The organism is Pseudomonas alcaligenes (assembly GCF_014490745.1).
In the GTDB taxonomy this organism is placed as follows: domain Bacteria; phylum Pseudomonadota; class Gammaproteobacteria; order Pseudomonadales; family Pseudomonadaceae; genus Aquipseudomonas; species Aquipseudomonas alcaligenes_C.
Window position 1 is genome coordinate 700,113 of record NZ_LZEU01000001.1, and the last position, 13,681, is coordinate 713,793.

The 13,681-nt window shown below is 67.9% G+C and carries 15 protein-coding genes; 9 read left to right on the plus strand and 6 right to left on the minus strand.

The annotated features are described in order from the left end of the window. Nucleotides 1-229 precede the first annotated feature (229 nt). From A9179_RS03085 to A9179_RS03100, 4 genes are all read right to left on the minus strand, one after another. Complete coding sequence (locus tag A9179_RS03085; RefSeq protein ID WP_187804396.1) at nucleotides 230-841, minus strand: class I SAM-dependent methyltransferase; 612 nt, start codon at nucleotides 839-841, stop codon at nucleotides 230-232. Between the two features lie 3 nt (nucleotides 842-844). After that, entirely contained in the window at nucleotides 845-1,486 is a 642-nt protein-coding gene (locus tag A9179_RS03090) for an NAD(P)H-binding protein (RefSeq protein ID WP_187804397.1), read from the minus strand. Between the two features lie 67 nt (nucleotides 1,487-1,553). Then, nucleotides 1,554-3,254, minus strand: coding sequence for a C13 family peptidase (locus A9179_RS03095; protein WP_187804398.1), 1,701 nt, complete (start codon nucleotides 3,252-3,254; stop codon nucleotides 1,554-1,556). Nucleotides 3,255-3,339: 85 nt separating this feature from the next. Then, nucleotides 3,340-3,795, minus strand: coding sequence for a MaoC family dehydratase (locus A9179_RS03100; protein ID WP_187804399.1), 456 nt, complete (start codon nucleotides 3,793-3,795; stop codon nucleotides 3,340-3,342). Nucleotides 3,796-3,957: 162 nt separating this feature from the next. Between A9179_RS03100 and A9179_RS03105 the strand changes: the two genes are divergently transcribed. The 3 genes from A9179_RS03105 to A9179_RS03115 are packed head-to-tail and all read left to right on the plus strand — an operon-like array spanning nucleotide 3,958 to nucleotide 5,632. Then, a complete protein-coding gene (locus A9179_RS03105; RefSeq protein WP_187804400.1) occupies nucleotides 3,958-4,320 on the plus strand; it encodes a CidA/LrgA family protein in 363 nt (120 codons plus the stop codon). Beyond that, nucleotides 4,317-5,033, plus strand: coding sequence for an LrgB family protein (locus A9179_RS03110; protein WP_187804401.1), 717 nt, complete (start codon nucleotides 4,317-4,319; stop codon nucleotides 5,031-5,033). Before A9179_RS03105 ends, A9179_RS03110 begins: the two co-directional genes overlap by 4 nt. Further along, a complete protein-coding gene (locus A9179_RS03115) occupies nucleotides 5,030-5,632 on the plus strand; it encodes an LON peptidase substrate-binding domain-containing protein (protein WP_187804402.1) in 603 nt (200 codons plus the stop codon). The genes A9179_RS03110 and A9179_RS03115 overlap by 4 nt, the downstream gene beginning before the upstream one ends. A 7-nt stretch (nucleotides 5,633-5,639) precedes the next feature. Here A9179_RS03115 and A9179_RS03120 read toward each other — a convergent pair whose 3' ends face one another. Next, nucleotides 5,640-6,956: a bifunctional DedA family/phosphatase PAP2 family protein gene (locus A9179_RS03120; RefSeq protein ID WP_187804403.1), complete on the minus strand. Its 1,317-nt coding sequence runs from the start codon at nucleotides 6,954-6,956 to the stop codon at nucleotides 5,640-5,642. A 2-nt stretch (nucleotides 6,957-6,958) separates the two neighbouring features. Further along, on the minus strand, nucleotides 6,959-7,654 hold the full coding sequence (locus tag A9179_RS03125; RefSeq protein ID WP_187804404.1) for a DNA-3-methyladenine glycosylase: 696 nt from the start codon (nucleotides 7,652-7,654) through the stop codon (nucleotides 6,959-6,961). A gap of 173 nt (nucleotides 7,655-7,827) precedes the next feature. Here A9179_RS03125 and A9179_RS03130 point away from each other — a divergent pair, with 173 nt between their 5' ends. Genes A9179_RS03130 through rodA form a run of 6 tightly spaced genes read left to right on the plus strand, consistent with a single transcriptional unit; the run spans nucleotide 7,828 to nucleotide 13,656 of the window. Then, a complete protein-coding gene (locus tag A9179_RS03130; RefSeq protein WP_187804405.1) occupies nucleotides 7,828-9,093 on the plus strand; it encodes a glutamate-5-semialdehyde dehydrogenase in 1,266 nt (421 codons plus the stop codon). Further along, on the plus strand, nucleotides 9,093-9,743 hold the full coding sequence (gene nadD / locus A9179_RS03135) for a nicotinate-nucleotide adenylyltransferase (protein ID WP_187804406.1): 651 nt from the start codon (nucleotides 9,093-9,095) through the stop codon (nucleotides 9,741-9,743). The genes A9179_RS03130 and nadD overlap by 1 nt, the downstream gene beginning before the upstream one ends. Nucleotides 9,744-9,750: 7 nt before the next feature. After that, on the plus strand, nucleotides 9,751-10,110 hold the full coding sequence (gene rsfS, locus A9179_RS03140; protein ID WP_187804407.1) for a ribosome silencing factor: 360 nt from the start codon (nucleotides 9,751-9,753) through the stop codon (nucleotides 10,108-10,110). Nucleotides 10,111-10,119: 9 nt separating this feature from the next. Further along, nucleotides 10,120-10,587 carry a 23S rRNA (pseudouridine(1915)-N(3))-methyltransferase RlmH gene (gene rlmH / locus A9179_RS03145; protein ID WP_187804408.1) on the plus strand — a complete coding sequence of 156 codons (468 nt, stop codon included), beginning with the start codon at nucleotides 10,120-10,122 and terminating at the stop codon, nucleotides 10,585-10,587. 26 nt (nucleotides 10,588-10,613) lie between these two features. Then, the gene (gene mrdA, locus A9179_RS03150) at nucleotides 10,614-12,521 is read left to right on the plus strand and encodes a penicillin-binding protein 2 (protein WP_187804409.1); all 1,908 of its coding nucleotides are present in this window, start codon (nucleotides 10,614-10,616) and stop codon (nucleotides 12,519-12,521) included. Further along, on the plus strand, nucleotides 12,511-13,656 hold the full coding sequence (gene rodA / locus A9179_RS03155) for a rod shape-determining protein RodA (protein WP_187804410.1): 1,146 nt from the start codon (nucleotides 12,511-12,513) through the stop codon (nucleotides 13,654-13,656). The genes mrdA and rodA overlap by 11 nt, the downstream gene beginning before the upstream one ends. The last annotated feature ends 25 nt before the right edge of the window (nucleotides 13,657-13,681 follow it).

The window sequence follows — 13,681 nt, forward strand, 5'->3', positions numbered from 1 at the left end:
GGATCCAGCGGCCGGCGATGCCGTTCATTCCTGCCTCATCGAGCTGCCTTTCTGGATTATTCCCCTGCGGGCCAGCGCACGCGCTGTTCAGCGATAAAGCTGCTGTCCCGCCTTCGCGGGAATGACGGAGTAACGGGCGAGTACTACAGCCGGGTAGGGCCGGTGCAACCCGCGTGACGAACACGCCCTGGTTGCGCCGGTCGTCGTTGGGCTCTAAAGGTGCGCCGGGCTACTCGGCCCAGCCGTACCAGACCCAGGTCATCGGCCGCGGGCCCGGCAGGTAGCCGGCCTGGACTTCCCGCACCTGGAAGCCACCGGCCTTGAGCAGCGCAGGGATGTCGCGGTTGAGGTGGCAGCCGCCGGCCAGCGGCTTCCACAGTGGCGTCAGGCGATCCTGCCACAGGCGCACCTTGAGATCCGGCGCGCGCCCGTGCTCGCTGAACAGCAGCTTGCCGCCGGGCTTGAGCACCCGGCGCATTTCCACCAGGGCGGCCAGCGGATCGGGGATGGTACAGAGGGTGAAGGTGCAGACGATGCTGTCGAAGCTGGCGTCGGCGGCCTGGATCTGCCCCAGTTCGAGAGCGACCATTTCCACCGGGATGCCAATGGCTGCGGCGCGTTGGCGGGCCAGGGTCTGCATCTGCGCGGCGGGGTCGACGCCGACTATGGCGCTGACCTTCTGCGCATCGTAGAAGCTCAGGTTGAGCCCGGTGCCGATGCCGATTTCCAGCACCCGGCCTGTGGCCTGGGGCACTACCTTCGAGCGGGTCTTCATCACCTGGCCCATGCCGCAGGCGAAATCGATCAGCCGCGGCAGGATGTGCTGGTCGTAGAACTGCATGCCTCAGCGCCCCAGGCGGCGCAGTTCGTCCGACTCCACCAGGCGCACGCTGTCGCCTTCCTCCAGGGCCAGGCGCCACAGCGCCCGGGCCAGGGCAGCGGCCTCGATGCCGCGGTACTTGCCGGGCAGCCAGCGCATGAAGGGCGCGGCCAGCAGCTCGCCGATGCGTGGCTCCTGGCGTGCACCGAGCAGCAGCGAGGGGCGGGCGATGGTCAGTTGCGGCCAGTCCATGGCGCGCAGGGCGGCCTCCATGTCGCCCTTGACCCGGTTGTAGAACACCGAGGAGTTGGCATCGGCGCCCAGCGCGCTGATCACCAGCAGGTGGCGCGCGCCCAGCTCGCGGGCGCGGCGGGCGAAGCTCAGCACCAGCTCGAAGTCGATGGCGCGGAAGGCCTCCTGCGAGCCGGCCTGCTTGATGGTGCTGCCCAGGCAGCAGAAGGCTGCGTCGATCGGCCCCTGCAATGCCGGCAGCAGCTCGGCCAGTTCGCCCACCGGGTTGTCCAGGTGCGGGTGCTCGGCCAGCGGCCGGCGGCTGGGGGCCAGCACGCGGCTGATGGTCGGCTCGCTGAGCAGGCGGTCGAGCAGGTGTTCGCCGGTGAGGCCGGTGGCGCCGGCGAGGAGGATGTGCTGGGGCGTCAGGTACATGGGTGTTTCTCCGCTGATACAGCCAGCTTAGATCGAATTGGCCTGTTCAGCCGGGCGCAGTGCGCAATCACTGCAGCTTCTCGGGCGCTGCGCTGGCGGCGGTCAGGGCCTGGCGCGCCTGGCTTTCGCGCAGCTGGCGCCAGTGCTGCAGCACCGCCTTGGGCGCCCAAAGCTGTGGCTCGGAGGCCTGGAAATCCTCGGCCTTCTCTCGTTCGGCAACTTTCGCCTTGGCCAGTTCGAAGGCGCGCTGCAGGTCGTCGGTTTCGCCCAGGGCTTCGGCGAACAGGGCGCGGCCAAAGTAGGTGAAGTCGTTTTCCTCGGAGCAGCCGAACGACACCCGGTCGGCGCGGGCGGCGGTCATCACCAGGGTCTTGTCGTCCTGCAGCGGCGGGATGAAGCCGCCGGAATAGCAGGCCGAGATCACCACCACCTTGTAGCGATCCTTGAGCGGCTGCAGCAGGCTGGCGAAGTCCTTGGCCGGCAGGTTGTCCAGCTGCAGGCGCGGCTGATCCAGGCTCAGCTGGTGGTCGCGCGAGCCGTGGCTGGTCAGGTAGATGAACACCAGGTCTTCCGCGCCGCTGCGCTCGGCCAGGGCGCGCACGGCGCGGGTGAGGTTCTCGCGGGTGGCCAGCGGGCGGTCGGTGAAGTGGTCGCGGTGGTTGCTCAGGTTGATCCCGCCGCGTGCACCGAAGCGCTCGCCGAGCAGCTTGGCCACGTAGTCGGCTTCGCGCAGGAACACGCTCTGCTTGCCGTCGCCGGCCAGGGTCAGGCTGTACAGCTCCACCGCCGGGGTCGAGGCCGGCAGCTTGGCGATGGCCTGCTGCAGCAGTTCGCCCTGTTGCAGCAGACCCAGCTCGAGCGGGTCGGGCAGCAGCTGGCCGGCTTGCCAGGTGCCGCGGGTCTGCTCGCCGTTGGCGGCGGTCAGGGTGCCCTGGCCGGCGTACTCGCCACGGGCGAAGTGGCCCTGGTAGCTGCTGCCGTCGGCCAGGTGCAGGGTACCCTGGCCGTGGTAGCGCCAGTAGCGAAACTCGCCGCTGTAGCGTTCGCCATCGGCGCCCAGGTAGTCGCCCTGGCCGCTCAGCGCGCCGTCCTTGAACTGGCCGCTCCAGACATTGCCGCTGCCGTCCTGGTAGCGTCCCTGGCCGTGGAACTGGTCGTTGCGGAATTCGCCGCTGTAGTGCTCGCCGTCGGCGCCCTGGTAGAGGCCGGCGCCGCTCAGCACGCCGCGCTTGAAGGTGCCGCTGTAGCGCTGCTCGCCGTCGCTGCGCATGCCTTCGCCGTCCGGCTCGCCGCGCACGAAATGGCCCTGGTAGCTGCTGCCGTCACCCCACTTCAGGGTGCCCTGGCCGTGGTAGCGATCCTTGCGGAACTCGCCGCGGTACTCCAGGCCGTTCTGCTGCAGGTGGCCTTCGCCGTCCATGCGGCCGAGCTTGAACTGGCCTTCGTACCAGCTGCCGTCGCTGTAGGTGAGTTTGCCGTGGTCGGCGAACAGGCCCTGGTGGAACTCGCCGGCATAGTGGCTGCCATCGGCGCTGTGCCATTCGCCGCGGCCTTCCTGCAGACCGTCCTTGAAGCCGCCGGCGTACCAGGCACCGCTGGCGTAGTCGAGGCGACCCTGGCCCTGCAGCAGGCCGTCGACCACCTCGCCGCGGTAGCGCCCGCCGTCCGGCAGCACGGCATTGGCCGGCAGCAGCGGTTCGCCATCGCCGCAGGCAGCGAGCAGCAGGGCGAGGGTCAAGGGGGCAAGCAGGCGGGGCATGGCGGACATCCTGGTCGGTGACATGGTTCGAGTATGCCCAAGTGCAATGCAAACGGGGCGCCTCAGCGCCCCGTTTTTTATGCCCGCTACTGCCTCAGACGAAGCACAGGGACAGCGACTCGGCGATATACGCCGGTTTTTCCTGCCCCTCGATCTCCAGGGTGGCCTCGACCTTGAACAACCACTGGCCGGGACGCTTCTCGGTGATCTCGAGCACCTTGGCGGCCAGGCGCACGCGCGAGTCGACCTTCACCGGCTGGATGAAGCGCACGCTGTCGAGGCCATAGTTGACGGCCATCTTCAGGCCTTCGGGGGCGAGCATCAGCTTTTCCATCAGCACCGGGATCAGCGACAGGCTGAGGAAGCCATGGGCGATGGTGCTGCCGAAGGGGGTGTGCTTGGCCTTGACCGGGTCGACGTGAATGAACTGGTGGTCGCCGGTGCATTCGGCGAACTGGTTGATGCGGTTCTGATCGATGGTCAGCCATTCCGAGCGTCCGAGCTCTTTGCCTACGTAGTCTTGCAGTTGCGATACGGGTACTAACGGCATAGATCCTCCTTGAGGATGCGAGGTTATTTGTTGTTTTTGACGATGAACCAGGCTGGCCCTAGAACAGCATGGGGCGGCAGGCCGGTCAAGCCGAAAGTCGCGGTTTATGACGCCCCCAAAGGCATGCCTATAATGGGCGCCACCCTTGTCGGAGAGCCTTCCATGCTGTTACGCGGCCTGACCTGGCTGGTGCTGTTCCAGCTGCTCGGCACTGCCTGCAATAGCCTGTTCCTGCCCATGCTGCCGGGGCCGATCATCGGCATGCTGCTGCTGTTTGCCTACCTGCTGCTCAGTGGCGGGGTGAGCGAGTCGCTCAGCGAGTCGGCGGCCGCGCTGCTGCGTTACCTGCCGCTGCTGCTGGTGCCGCCGGCGGTGGGGGTGATGGTCTACGCCGGGCAGATCGCCGACGACTTCTGGGCCCTGGCCGGTGCGCTGGGACTGTCGCTGCTGTTGTCGCTGCTGTTCGCCGGCTGGCTGATGCAGAAGCTGATCGAGCGGCAGAAGCGCGCCGAGGAGCAGGCATGAGCCCCGACTGGCAGGGCGCCGGCCAGGCGCTGATCCACCATCCGCTGTTCGGTGTCGGCATCACCCTGGCGGTGTACCAGCTGGCGCTGGCCGCTTACGAGAAGACCCGCTGGGTGTTTCTGCAGCCGGTGCTGGTATCCATGGCGGTGCTGATCGGCGTGCTGCTGGCCTGCGGCCTGAGCTACCCGGAGTACCGCAGCAGCACCCAGCTGCTCAGCGTGCTGCTCGGCCCGGCCACCGTGGCCCTGGCCGTACCGCTGTACCTCAACCTGCGGCGCATCCGCGCGCTGCTGTGGCCGGTGCTGATCACCCTGGGCGTGGCCGGCACTCTGGCCACGGTGCTGGGAGTGGCGCTGGCCTGGGCGTTCGGCGCCGACCACATGATGCTGATGACCCTGGCGCCGAAGTCGGTGACTTCACCTATCGCCATGCTGGTGGCCGAGCAGATCGGCGGGGTGGCGGCCCTGGCCGCAGTGTTCGTGCTGATCACCGGGGTGCTCGGCGCCATGTGCGGCCCCGAGCTGCTGCGGCGCATCGGCGTGCATCACCCGGCGGCCCAGGGCCTGGCGCTGGGCATCACCGCCCATGCGGTGGGTACGGCGCGGGCGCTGCAGGAGGGCGACGAGTGTGGCGCCTTCGCCGCCCTGGCGATGAGCCTGATGGGCATGCTCACTGCGGTGATCCTGCCGCTGGCCGTGGTGCTGATCGCATGAGCGGCACCGCGGACTACCCGCTGTTCCCCCTCAATACCGTGCTGTTTCCCGGCTGCATCCTCGATCTGCAGATCTTCGAGGCACGCTACCTGGACATGATCAGCGCCTGCATGCGCCGTGGCAGCGGCTTCGGTGTGGTCGGCATCCTCGACGGCACGGAAGTCGGCGCGGCGCCGCAGCGCTTTGCCGCGGTCGGTTGCGAGGCGCTGATCCGCGACTTCCAGCAACGCCCCAACGGCCTGCTCGGCATCCGTGTCGAGGGCGGCCGGCGCTTTCACGTGCAGCACAGCGCGGCCCAGGCCGACCAGCTGACCCTGGCCGCGGTGGACTGGCTGGATGAGGCCGAGGAAGTGCCGCTGCAGGGCAACCATGCCGACCTGGCGGCGCTGCTGGCCGCCCTGGCCGAGCATCCGCTGGTGGCCAGCCTGGGCATGGGCGGAGCGGTCGGCGGCCAGCAGGTGCTGGCCAACCAGCTGGCCTACCTGTTGCCGTTCCCCATCGAGCAGAAGCTGCAGGTGCTGCAACAGGATCAGCCGCAGCAGCGCCTGGAGCTGATCCAGGCGTTCCTCGATCAGCTGCAGGGCGAGCTGACTGCCTGAGGCGTGCTCAGTAGCGGTACTGCAGGAGCGCCTCCGGCAGTGCCCACAGGCTGACGCCGGCAAGCAGGGCCAGGGTCGCCGGCAGAATCAGCCACCATACCCGCGCGCCCAGTGGCGCCATCAGCGTGCGCCGCTGCAGCAGGGCCAGGCTGGCGGCGCACACGCTGCCGGCGAGCAGGGCGCCGGCGAGGATGTCGGTGGGCCAGTGCACCCCCAGATAGACCCGCGACAGGGCAATCGCCAGCGCCGGCAGGCTGGCCAGCAGCAGCCAGGTCAGGCGCGTGCGTGCCGGCGCGCCGCGCCCGGCCAGCACGCCGAGGGCGAGGAACAGGGCGAAGGCCGCCGAGCTGTGGCCACTGGGCAGGCTGAAACTGTCCAGCGGCTGCAGCAGCACCTCCGGGCGGGCGCGGGCGAACAGCTGCTTGAGGGCGGTATTGAGCAGGGCGGTGCCGAGCATGCAGCCGGCGACGAACAGGGCGGCCGCCTGGCGCCGGCAGAGCAACAGCAGCAGGGTCAGCAGCACGCCGGCGGCGAGCTGGGTGGCGAAATTGCCCAGCCCGGTGACCAGCAGCGCCAGGCTGTCCAGGGCTGGGCTGCGCTGTTCCTGCACCAGGGTCATCAGACCCTGGTCGAGACTGCTCAGGTGCGGCCAGCCCAGCAGCAGGGCCAGCAGCAGGCTGCCGCTCAGGCCGGCGGCCAGAATGGTGGCCCAGCGCTGTTCGCGCAGGCTGCTGTGGATCACCACCAGCAGCAACACGGCCAGGCCGGCGGCGACCAGCCCGGCGGCGCTCCAGAAACCTTCCGGCAGCGGCAGGCGCAGGGCCGCGCCGGTGGCCCAGCCCGGCAGCATGTAGGCCACCGCCCAGCCGGCGGCGGCCAGTAGGCTGACCAGGGCGAAGCGCACGAAGGGCATGTCGAGCATGCCGGCCACCAGCGGCAGCATCGGTCGCAGCGGGCCGATGTAGCGGCCGACCAGCAGGCTGACCACGCCGTAGCGCTGGAAGTACTTCTCTGCGCTGCCCAGCCACTCGGGGTGGTCGCGCAGCACCGGCAGGCCACGAATGCCCTGGTGGAAACGGCGGCCCAGGCCATAGGAAATCGCATCGCCGAGCAAGCCGCCGGCATAGGCCAGCAGCAGGGTCTCACCGAGGCCGAGGGAGCCGCTGCCGGCCAGTACGCCGAGGGTGAACAGCAGCAGGGTGCCGGGGATCAGGATGCCGGCCACGGCCAGGCATTCCAGGCAGGCCACGGCGAAGATGCTCAGGCCCAGCCATTGCGGGTTGGCTTCCAGCCAGAGGGTCAGGGTGTCGAACCAGTGGCCCATGTTCAGGCGTCCTCGTTGTCCAGCAAGTGATAGTCGCGCCCTTCAAGCTGGCCGCGACGCAGTGGGTTGCGTGTGCAGTGACGGGCCTGGGCGGCATCGACGAAGCGGTAGGGCAGGTGCTCGTCGCGGCCATGGGGAATGCCCAGGCGGGTGGTCTGGATGATCTGCGCCGGGCGCGCGCCGGCATCTTCGACGAACAGGTGCTGCGGGTCGAAGCGCTGCCCATCCCAGTCCGGCACCTTGAGGCCGAGGGCCTTGCACAGCAGGGTCTGCCCGGCACACAGGCGCTCGGCCGGGCGCGGGCTGCCGTCGGCGGCCGGGTTGTTGGCCTGCATCCGCGCCAGGGCATCGGCGGCGCAGTGCTCGTCGACCCAGGGCTGGGCGGACTTGATCAGTACCGCGTTGCCGGCGCCGTGGGCGCTGAAGTTCAGCGAGTCGCCGCCGCGCGCGTAGTACATATAGATGTGCCCTCCATCCATGAATAGCGCGTGGCGCTTGGCGGTGTAGCCGAGCGAAGCGTGGCTGCCCTTGTCCGTCAGGTAGTAGGCCTCGGTCTCGATGATCCGCGCGGCCAGCCAGTGGCCCTGGTGGCGATGGCGGATGACCTTGCCCAGCAGGGCGCGGGCGAGGGTCTGCGCGTCGCGGTCGAAGAAGCTGTCGGGCAGCGGCTGGGCGGCAGGCCAGGGCAGGGGGCGCATGGGGGATCCGGGCGGGCGAAGTGGCGCGATCTTAGCAATGCCGGCCGGCGTGCGGGACGAATCTTGTGGCGCGATGTTGCCGATGCCTGGCCGTCCGCCCGGCAGTGCTGGGCGCGGGGCGGCGCTGTCGCTATAATCAGCCCCTTTTTCTCACTGCCAGACGTCCGCCGACCATGACCGAGTCCGTGCTCGACTACATGACCCGCCTGGGCCGCGCCGCGCGCGAAGCCTCGCGGGTGCTCGCCCGCGCCAGCACCGCGCAGAAGAACAGCGCCCTGCAGGCCGCCGCCAATGCCCTCGACGCTGCCCGCGCCGAGCTGACCGCCGCCAACGAACTGGATCTGGCCGCCGCCCGCGCCAATGGCCTGGAACCGGCCATGGTCGACCGCCTGGCGCTGACTCCGGCAGTGATCGACTCGATGATCGAAGGCCTGCGCCAGGTCGCCACCCTGCCGGATCCGATCGGCGAGATCCAGGGCATGCGTTATATGCCGTCCGGCATCCAGGTCGGCAAGATGCGCGTGCCGCTGGGCGTGATCGGCATCATCTACGAGTCGCGTCCCAACGTGACCATCGATGCCGCCAGCCTGTGCCTGAAGTCCGGCAACGCCACCATCCTGCGCGGCGGCTCCGAGGCGATCCATTCCAACCAGGCGATTGCCCGCTGCATCCAGCTCGGCCTGGCCGAAGCCGGCCTGCCGGCCAGCGCTGTGCAGGTGGTGGAAACCACCGACCGTGCCGCCGTCGGCGCGCTGATCAGCATGCCGGAGTTCGTCGACGTGATCGTCCCGCGCGGCGGCAAGGGCCTGATCGAGCGCATCAGCCGCGACGCCAAGGTGCCGGTGATCAAGCACCTGGACGGCGTCTGCCATGTCTACATCGACGTCGCCGCCGACGAGGCCAAGGCCATTCGCGTGGCCGACAACGCCAAGACCCAGCGCTACTCGCCGTGCAACGCCATGGAAACCCTGCTGGTGCACCAGGCCGTCGCCGGCCGCGTGCTGCCGCCGCTGGCCGCCATCTACCGCGACAAGGGCGTCGAGCTGCGTGGCGACGCCGCCACCCGCGCCCTGCTCGGCAGCGATGTGCTGGAAGCCACTGAAGATGACTGGTACGCCGAGTACAACGCGGCGATCCTGGCGATTCGCATCGTCGACTCGCTGGACGCGGCCATCGCGCATATCAACCAGTACGGCTCGCAGCACACCGACGCGATCATCACCGAGAACTTCAGTGATGCGCGGCGCTTCCTCACCGAAGTGGATTCCGCCTCGGTGATGGTCAATGCCTCGACCCGTTTCGCCGATGGTTTCGAGTACGGCCTGGGGGCGGAGATCGGCATCTCCACCGACAAGCTGCACGCCCGCGGCCCGGTCGGCCTGGAAGGCCTGACCAGCGAGAAGTACGTGGTGTTCGGCGACGGACACATCCGCACCTGATGGCGCGGCGCATCGGGATTCTGGGTGGCACCTTCAACCCGGTGCACATCGCCCATCTGCGCGGCGCCCTCGAGGTGGCCGAGCAGCTGGGGCTGGATGAGCTGCGGCTGATCCCCAGCGCCCGTCCGCCGCACCGCGAGGCGCCGCAGGCCACGGCCGAGCAGCGCCTGGCCATGGTCGAGCTGGCGGTGGCTGGCGAGCTGCGACTGGCGGTGGATGACCGCGAGCTGCGGCGGGCCAAGCCGTCGTTCACCTACGACACCCTGGAGTCGGTGCGGGGTGAACTGGCGGTGGACGACCAGCTGTTTCTCCTGCTGGGCTGGGATGCCTTCTGCGGGCTGCCGACCTGGCACCGCTGGCAGGAATTGCTGGAGCACTGCCATATCCTCGTGCTGCAGCGGCCGGACGCCGACAGCGAGGCGCCGGAAGCACTGCGCGACCTGCTGGCGGCGCGCAGTGTGAACGACCCGCAGGCCCTGGCAGGGGCTGGCGGGCAGATTGCTTTTGTCTGGCAGACACCGCTGGCGGTGTCTGCCACGCAGATTCGCCATTTGCTGGCAGAGGGGCGTTCGGTACGTTTTCTGGTACCCGACGCCGTGCTGGCCTATATCCATGCTCACGGGCTGTACCGTGGGCAAACCGAGTCATGAGGTAACGATGCAAAACGAAGAACTGGTCAAGGTCGCCGTTGCGGCCCTGGAAGACATGAAAGGCGCCGATATCACCACCATCGATGTGCGCGGCAAGACCAGCGTCACCGATTTCATGGTGATCGCCAGTGGTACCTCCAGCCGTCACGTCAAGTCGATGGCCAACGAGGTGCTGGAGAAGGTCAAGGAGCAGGGCGTGCGCCCGATCGGCAGCGAGGGTCTGGACGGCGGCGAGTGGGCCCTGCTCGACCTGGGCGATGTGGTGGTGCATGTGATGCAGGTCGCCACTCGCCAGTTCTACGACCTGGAGCGCCTGTGGCAGGGTGCCGAGCAGAGCCGCGCGCACCATCTGGATCAGCCGGAATAAGCCGCTGACGTGCGTATCAAGCTGATCGCTGTCGGCTCGCGCATGCCGCGCTGGGTGGGGGATGGCTGGCAGGAATATGCCAAACGTCTGCCGCCCGAGCTGAGCCTCGACCTGGTCGAGATTCCGTTGACCACCCGCGGCAAGAATGCCGACGTGGCGCGGATGATCCGCCAGGAAGGCGAGGCCATGCTGAGCAAGGTGCAGCCCGGTGAACGCATCGTGACCCTGGAGGTCACAGGCAAGCCGTGGAGCACCGAGCAGCTGGCTGCCGAGCTGGAACGCTGGCGCCTGGATGCGCGCACGGTCAACCTGATGGTCGGCGGTCCCGAGGGGCTGGCGCCGGAAGTGTGCGCGCGCAGCGAGCAGCGCTGGTCGCTGTCGCCGCTGACCTTGCCGCATCCGCTGGTACGCATCCTGATCGGTGAACAGATCTACCGGGCCTGGACGGTGCTGTCCGGCCACCCGTATCACAAATAACCTGCCGCCCTGCTAAGTAGTCTTCGATGCCGCAACCGATCCGCCTGAAGGACCACGAGAAGGATGCCCGCCTGGTGCGTCGGCGCGTCGTGGTCGGCGGCGTGGCGGTGGTGCTGCTGACCTGCGTGCTGATCGCGCGCATGTACTACCTGCAGGTGATCCAGTACGACTACCACTCGACCCTGGCGGAGAACAATCGCATCCACGTGCAGCCGATCCCGCCGACCCGCGGGCTGATCTTCGACCGCAACGGGGTGATCATCGCCGACAACCGGCCGAGCTTCAGCCTGACGGTGACCCGCGAGCGCTCCAGCGGCGACTGGCAGCAGGTGCTCGACGTGATAGTCGAGGTGCTGGAGCTGACCCCGGACGACCGCGCCCTGTTCGAGAAGCGCATGCGCCAGGGGCGGCGGCCGTTCGAGCCGGTGCCGATCCTGTTCGAGCTGACCGAGGAGCAGATCGCCCGCATCGCGGTCAATCAGTTCCGCCTGCCGGGGGTGGACGTGGCGGCCCAGCTGGTGCGCCACTACCCGCAGCGCGAGCACTTCGCCCACTCGGTCGGCTATGTCGGGCGGATCAACGAGAAGGAGCTCAAGGAGCTCGATCCGGTCAACTACAGCGGCACCCACCATATCGGCAAGACCGGCATCGAGCGTTTCTACGAGGCCGAGCTGCATGGCGAGGTGGGTTATGAGGAAGTCGAGACCAATGCCCGCGGCCGCGTGCTGCGCGTGCTCAAGCGCACCGACCCGCAGCCGGGCAAGGACATCACCCTGAGCCTCGATGTGCGCCTGCAGGAGGCTGCCGAGCAGGCCCTGGGCGGGCGCCGTGGTGCGGTGGTGGCGATCGAGCCGAGCTCGGGCGAGGTGCTGGCGATGGTCAGCCAGCCGAGTTTCGACCCCAACCCTTTCGTCACCGGCATCGGCTTCAAGGCCTATGCCGAGCTGCGCGACTCGATCGACCGGCCGCTGTACAACCGCGTACTGCGCGGCCTGTACCCACCAGGCTCGACGGTCAAGCCGATGGTCGCGGTGTCCGCCCTGGAGACCGGCGTGGTCACCCCGCAGACCCGGGTGTTCGACCCGGGCTACTACCAGTTGGCTGGCAACAGCCACAAGTACCGCAACTGGAACCGCACGGGCGACGGCTATGTGAACCTGGAGATGGCGATCATGCGCTCCAACGACACCTACTTTTACGATGTCGCGCACAAGATGGGCATCGATCGCCTGCACGACAACATGAGCCGCTTCGGCTTCGGCCAGAAGGTCGCCCTGGACATGAACGAGGAAGCCGAAGGGCTGATGCCCTCGCGCGACTGGAAGCGCGCGCGCTACCGTCAGGCCTGGTTCCCCGGCGAGACCCTGATCCTCGGTATCGGCCAGGGCTACATGCAGGCCACGCCGCTGCAGCTGGCCCAGGCGGCGGCGCTGATGGCCACCCGCGGCAAGTGGATTCGCCCGCACCTGGCCAAGGACATCGAGGGCAGCAAGCCGGTAGACCCCAACCCGATGCCGGATATCGTGCTGCGTGACCCGAAGTTCTGGGATTACGCGCGCAACGGCATGGAAATGGTGGTCAACGCCCCGCGCGGTACTGCGGCCAAGGTCGGTGCCACGGCGGTCTATCGCTTCGCCGGCAAGAGCGGTACGGCGCAGGTGGTGGCGATCAAGCAGGGCGAGAAGTACGACCGCAGCAAGATCAACGAACGCCACCGCGACCACGCGCTGTTCATCGCCTATGCGCCGGCCAGCGACCCGAAGATCGCCGTGTCGGTGATGATCGAGAACGGCGAGGGCGGCTCCAGCGTTGCCGCGCCGGTGGCCAAGCAGGTCATGGACGCCTGGCTGCTGGGCCCCGACGGCCAGCTGAAACCCGAATACCGCCCGCCGCAGCCCGAGGCGGCACCCGTGAGTGTCGTGCATGAACAGTAACTTCGACCGCACCATCTCCCAGGAGGACGTGTTCAAGCGCCGCGCCACCCTGCTGCAGCGCCTGCACATCGACGGTTGGCTGCTGCTGATCCTCCTGGTGCTGGGGGCCGGCAGCCTGTTCGTGCTGTATTCGGCCAGCGGCAAGAACTGGGATCTGGTGATCAAGCAGGCCAGCTCCTTCGGCCTGGGCATCTTCGCCGCCATCGTCATCGCCCAGTTCGAGCCGCGCTTCATGGCGCGCTGGGTGCCGCTGGCCTATGTGGTCGGCGTCGGCCTGCTGACCGTGGTCGAGGTCATGGGCCACACGGCCATGGGGGCCACGCGCTGGATCAACATTCCCGGGGTGATCCGCTTCCAGCCCTCGGAATTCATGAAGATCATCATGCCGGCGACCATCGCCTGGTACCTGGCGCGGCACAACCTGCCGCCCAAGCTCAAGCACATCGTGGTCAGCCTGGTGCTGATCGTGATTCCCTTCGTATTGATCGCCAAGCAGCCGGATCTCGGTACCGGCCTGCTGATCCTGGCTTCCGGCGGCTTCGTGGTGTTCATGGCCGGCCTGCAGTGGCGCTGGATTCTCGGTGCGCTGGCGGCGGTGGTGCCGGTGGCGGTGACCATGTGGTTCTTCGTGTTGCGCGAGTACCAGAAGCAGCGCGTGCTGACTTTCCTCGACCCGGAGAGCGATCCGCTGGGCACCGGCTGGAACATCATCCAGTCCAAGGCGGCTATCGGTTCCGGTGGCGTGCTGGGCAAGGGCTGGCTGCTGGGTACCCAGTCTCATCTGGATTTTTTGCCGGAAAGTCATACGGACTTTATCATTGCCGTGCTTAGCGAAGAGTTCGGCATGGTCGGGGTGTGTATCCTGCTGCTGGTGTACCTGCTGCTGATCGCCCGCGGCCTGATCATCACGGCCCAGGCGCAGAGCTTGTTCGGCAAGCTGCTGGCCGGCAGCCTGACCATGACCTTCTTCGTGTACGTGTTCGTCAATATCGGCATGGTCAGTGGCCTGTTGCCGGTGGTGGGGGTGCCTCTGCCCTTCATTAGCTACGGCGGAACTCATTTGGTGACGCTGTTGTCAGGGTTTGGGGTTTTGATGGCGGTTCACACGCATCGCAAGTGGATCGCCCAGGTTTGATAAGAGTGAAGAATTTGAAGCAAGC

Excerpts from the sequence above, each read along its gene's own strand:
- mrdA (WP_187804409.1), top strand. The coding sequence starts at position 10,614 with ATGCCGCAACCGATCCGCCTGAAGGACCACGAGAAGGATGCCCGCCTG.
- A9179_RS03110 (WP_187804401.1), top strand. The coding sequence starts at position 4,317 with ATGAGCCCCGACTGGCAGGGCGCCGGCCAGGCGCTGATCCACCATCCG.
- nadD (WP_187804406.1), top strand. The coding sequence starts at position 9,093 with ATGGCGCGGCGCATCGGGATTCTGGGTGGCACCTTCAACCCGGTGCAC.
- A9179_RS03100 (WP_187804399.1), bottom strand. The coding sequence starts at position 3,795 with ATGCCGTTAGTACCCGTATCGCAACTGCAAGACTACGTAGGCAAAGAG.
- A9179_RS03130 (WP_187804405.1), top strand. The coding sequence starts at position 7,828 with ATGACCGAGTCCGTGCTCGACTACATGACCCGCCTGGGCCGCGCCGCG.
- A9179_RS03115 (WP_187804402.1), top strand. The coding sequence starts at position 5,030 with ATGAGCGGCACCGCGGACTACCCGCTGTTCCCCCTCAATACCGTGCTG.
- A9179_RS03125 (WP_187804404.1), bottom strand. The coding sequence starts at position 7,654 with ATGCGCCCCCTGCCCTGGCCTGCCGCCCAGCCGCTGCCCGACAGCTTC.
- rsfS (WP_187804407.1), top strand. The coding sequence starts at position 9,751 with ATGCAAAACGAAGAACTGGTCAAGGTCGCCGTTGCGGCCCTGGAAGAC.
- A9179_RS03120 (WP_187804403.1), bottom strand. The coding sequence starts at position 6,956 with ATGGGCCACTGGTTCGACACCCTGACCCTCTGGCTGGAAGCCAACCCG.
- A9179_RS03105 (WP_187804400.1), top strand. The coding sequence starts at position 3,958 with ATGCTGTTACGCGGCCTGACCTGGCTGGTGCTGTTCCAGCTGCTCGGC.
- A9179_RS03095 (WP_187804398.1), bottom strand. The coding sequence starts at position 3,254 with ATGTCCGCCATGCCCCGCCTGCTTGCCCCCTTGACCCTCGCCCTGCTG.
- rodA (WP_187804410.1), top strand. The coding sequence starts at position 12,511 with ATGAACAGTAACTTCGACCGCACCATCTCCCAGGAGGACGTGTTCAAG.
- A9179_RS03085 (WP_187804396.1), bottom strand. The coding sequence starts at position 841 with ATGCAGTTCTACGACCAGCACATCCTGCCGCGGCTGATCGATTTCGCC.
- A9179_RS03090 (WP_187804397.1), bottom strand. The coding sequence starts at position 1,486 with ATGTACCTGACGCCCCAGCACATCCTCCTCGCCGGCGCCACCGGCCTC.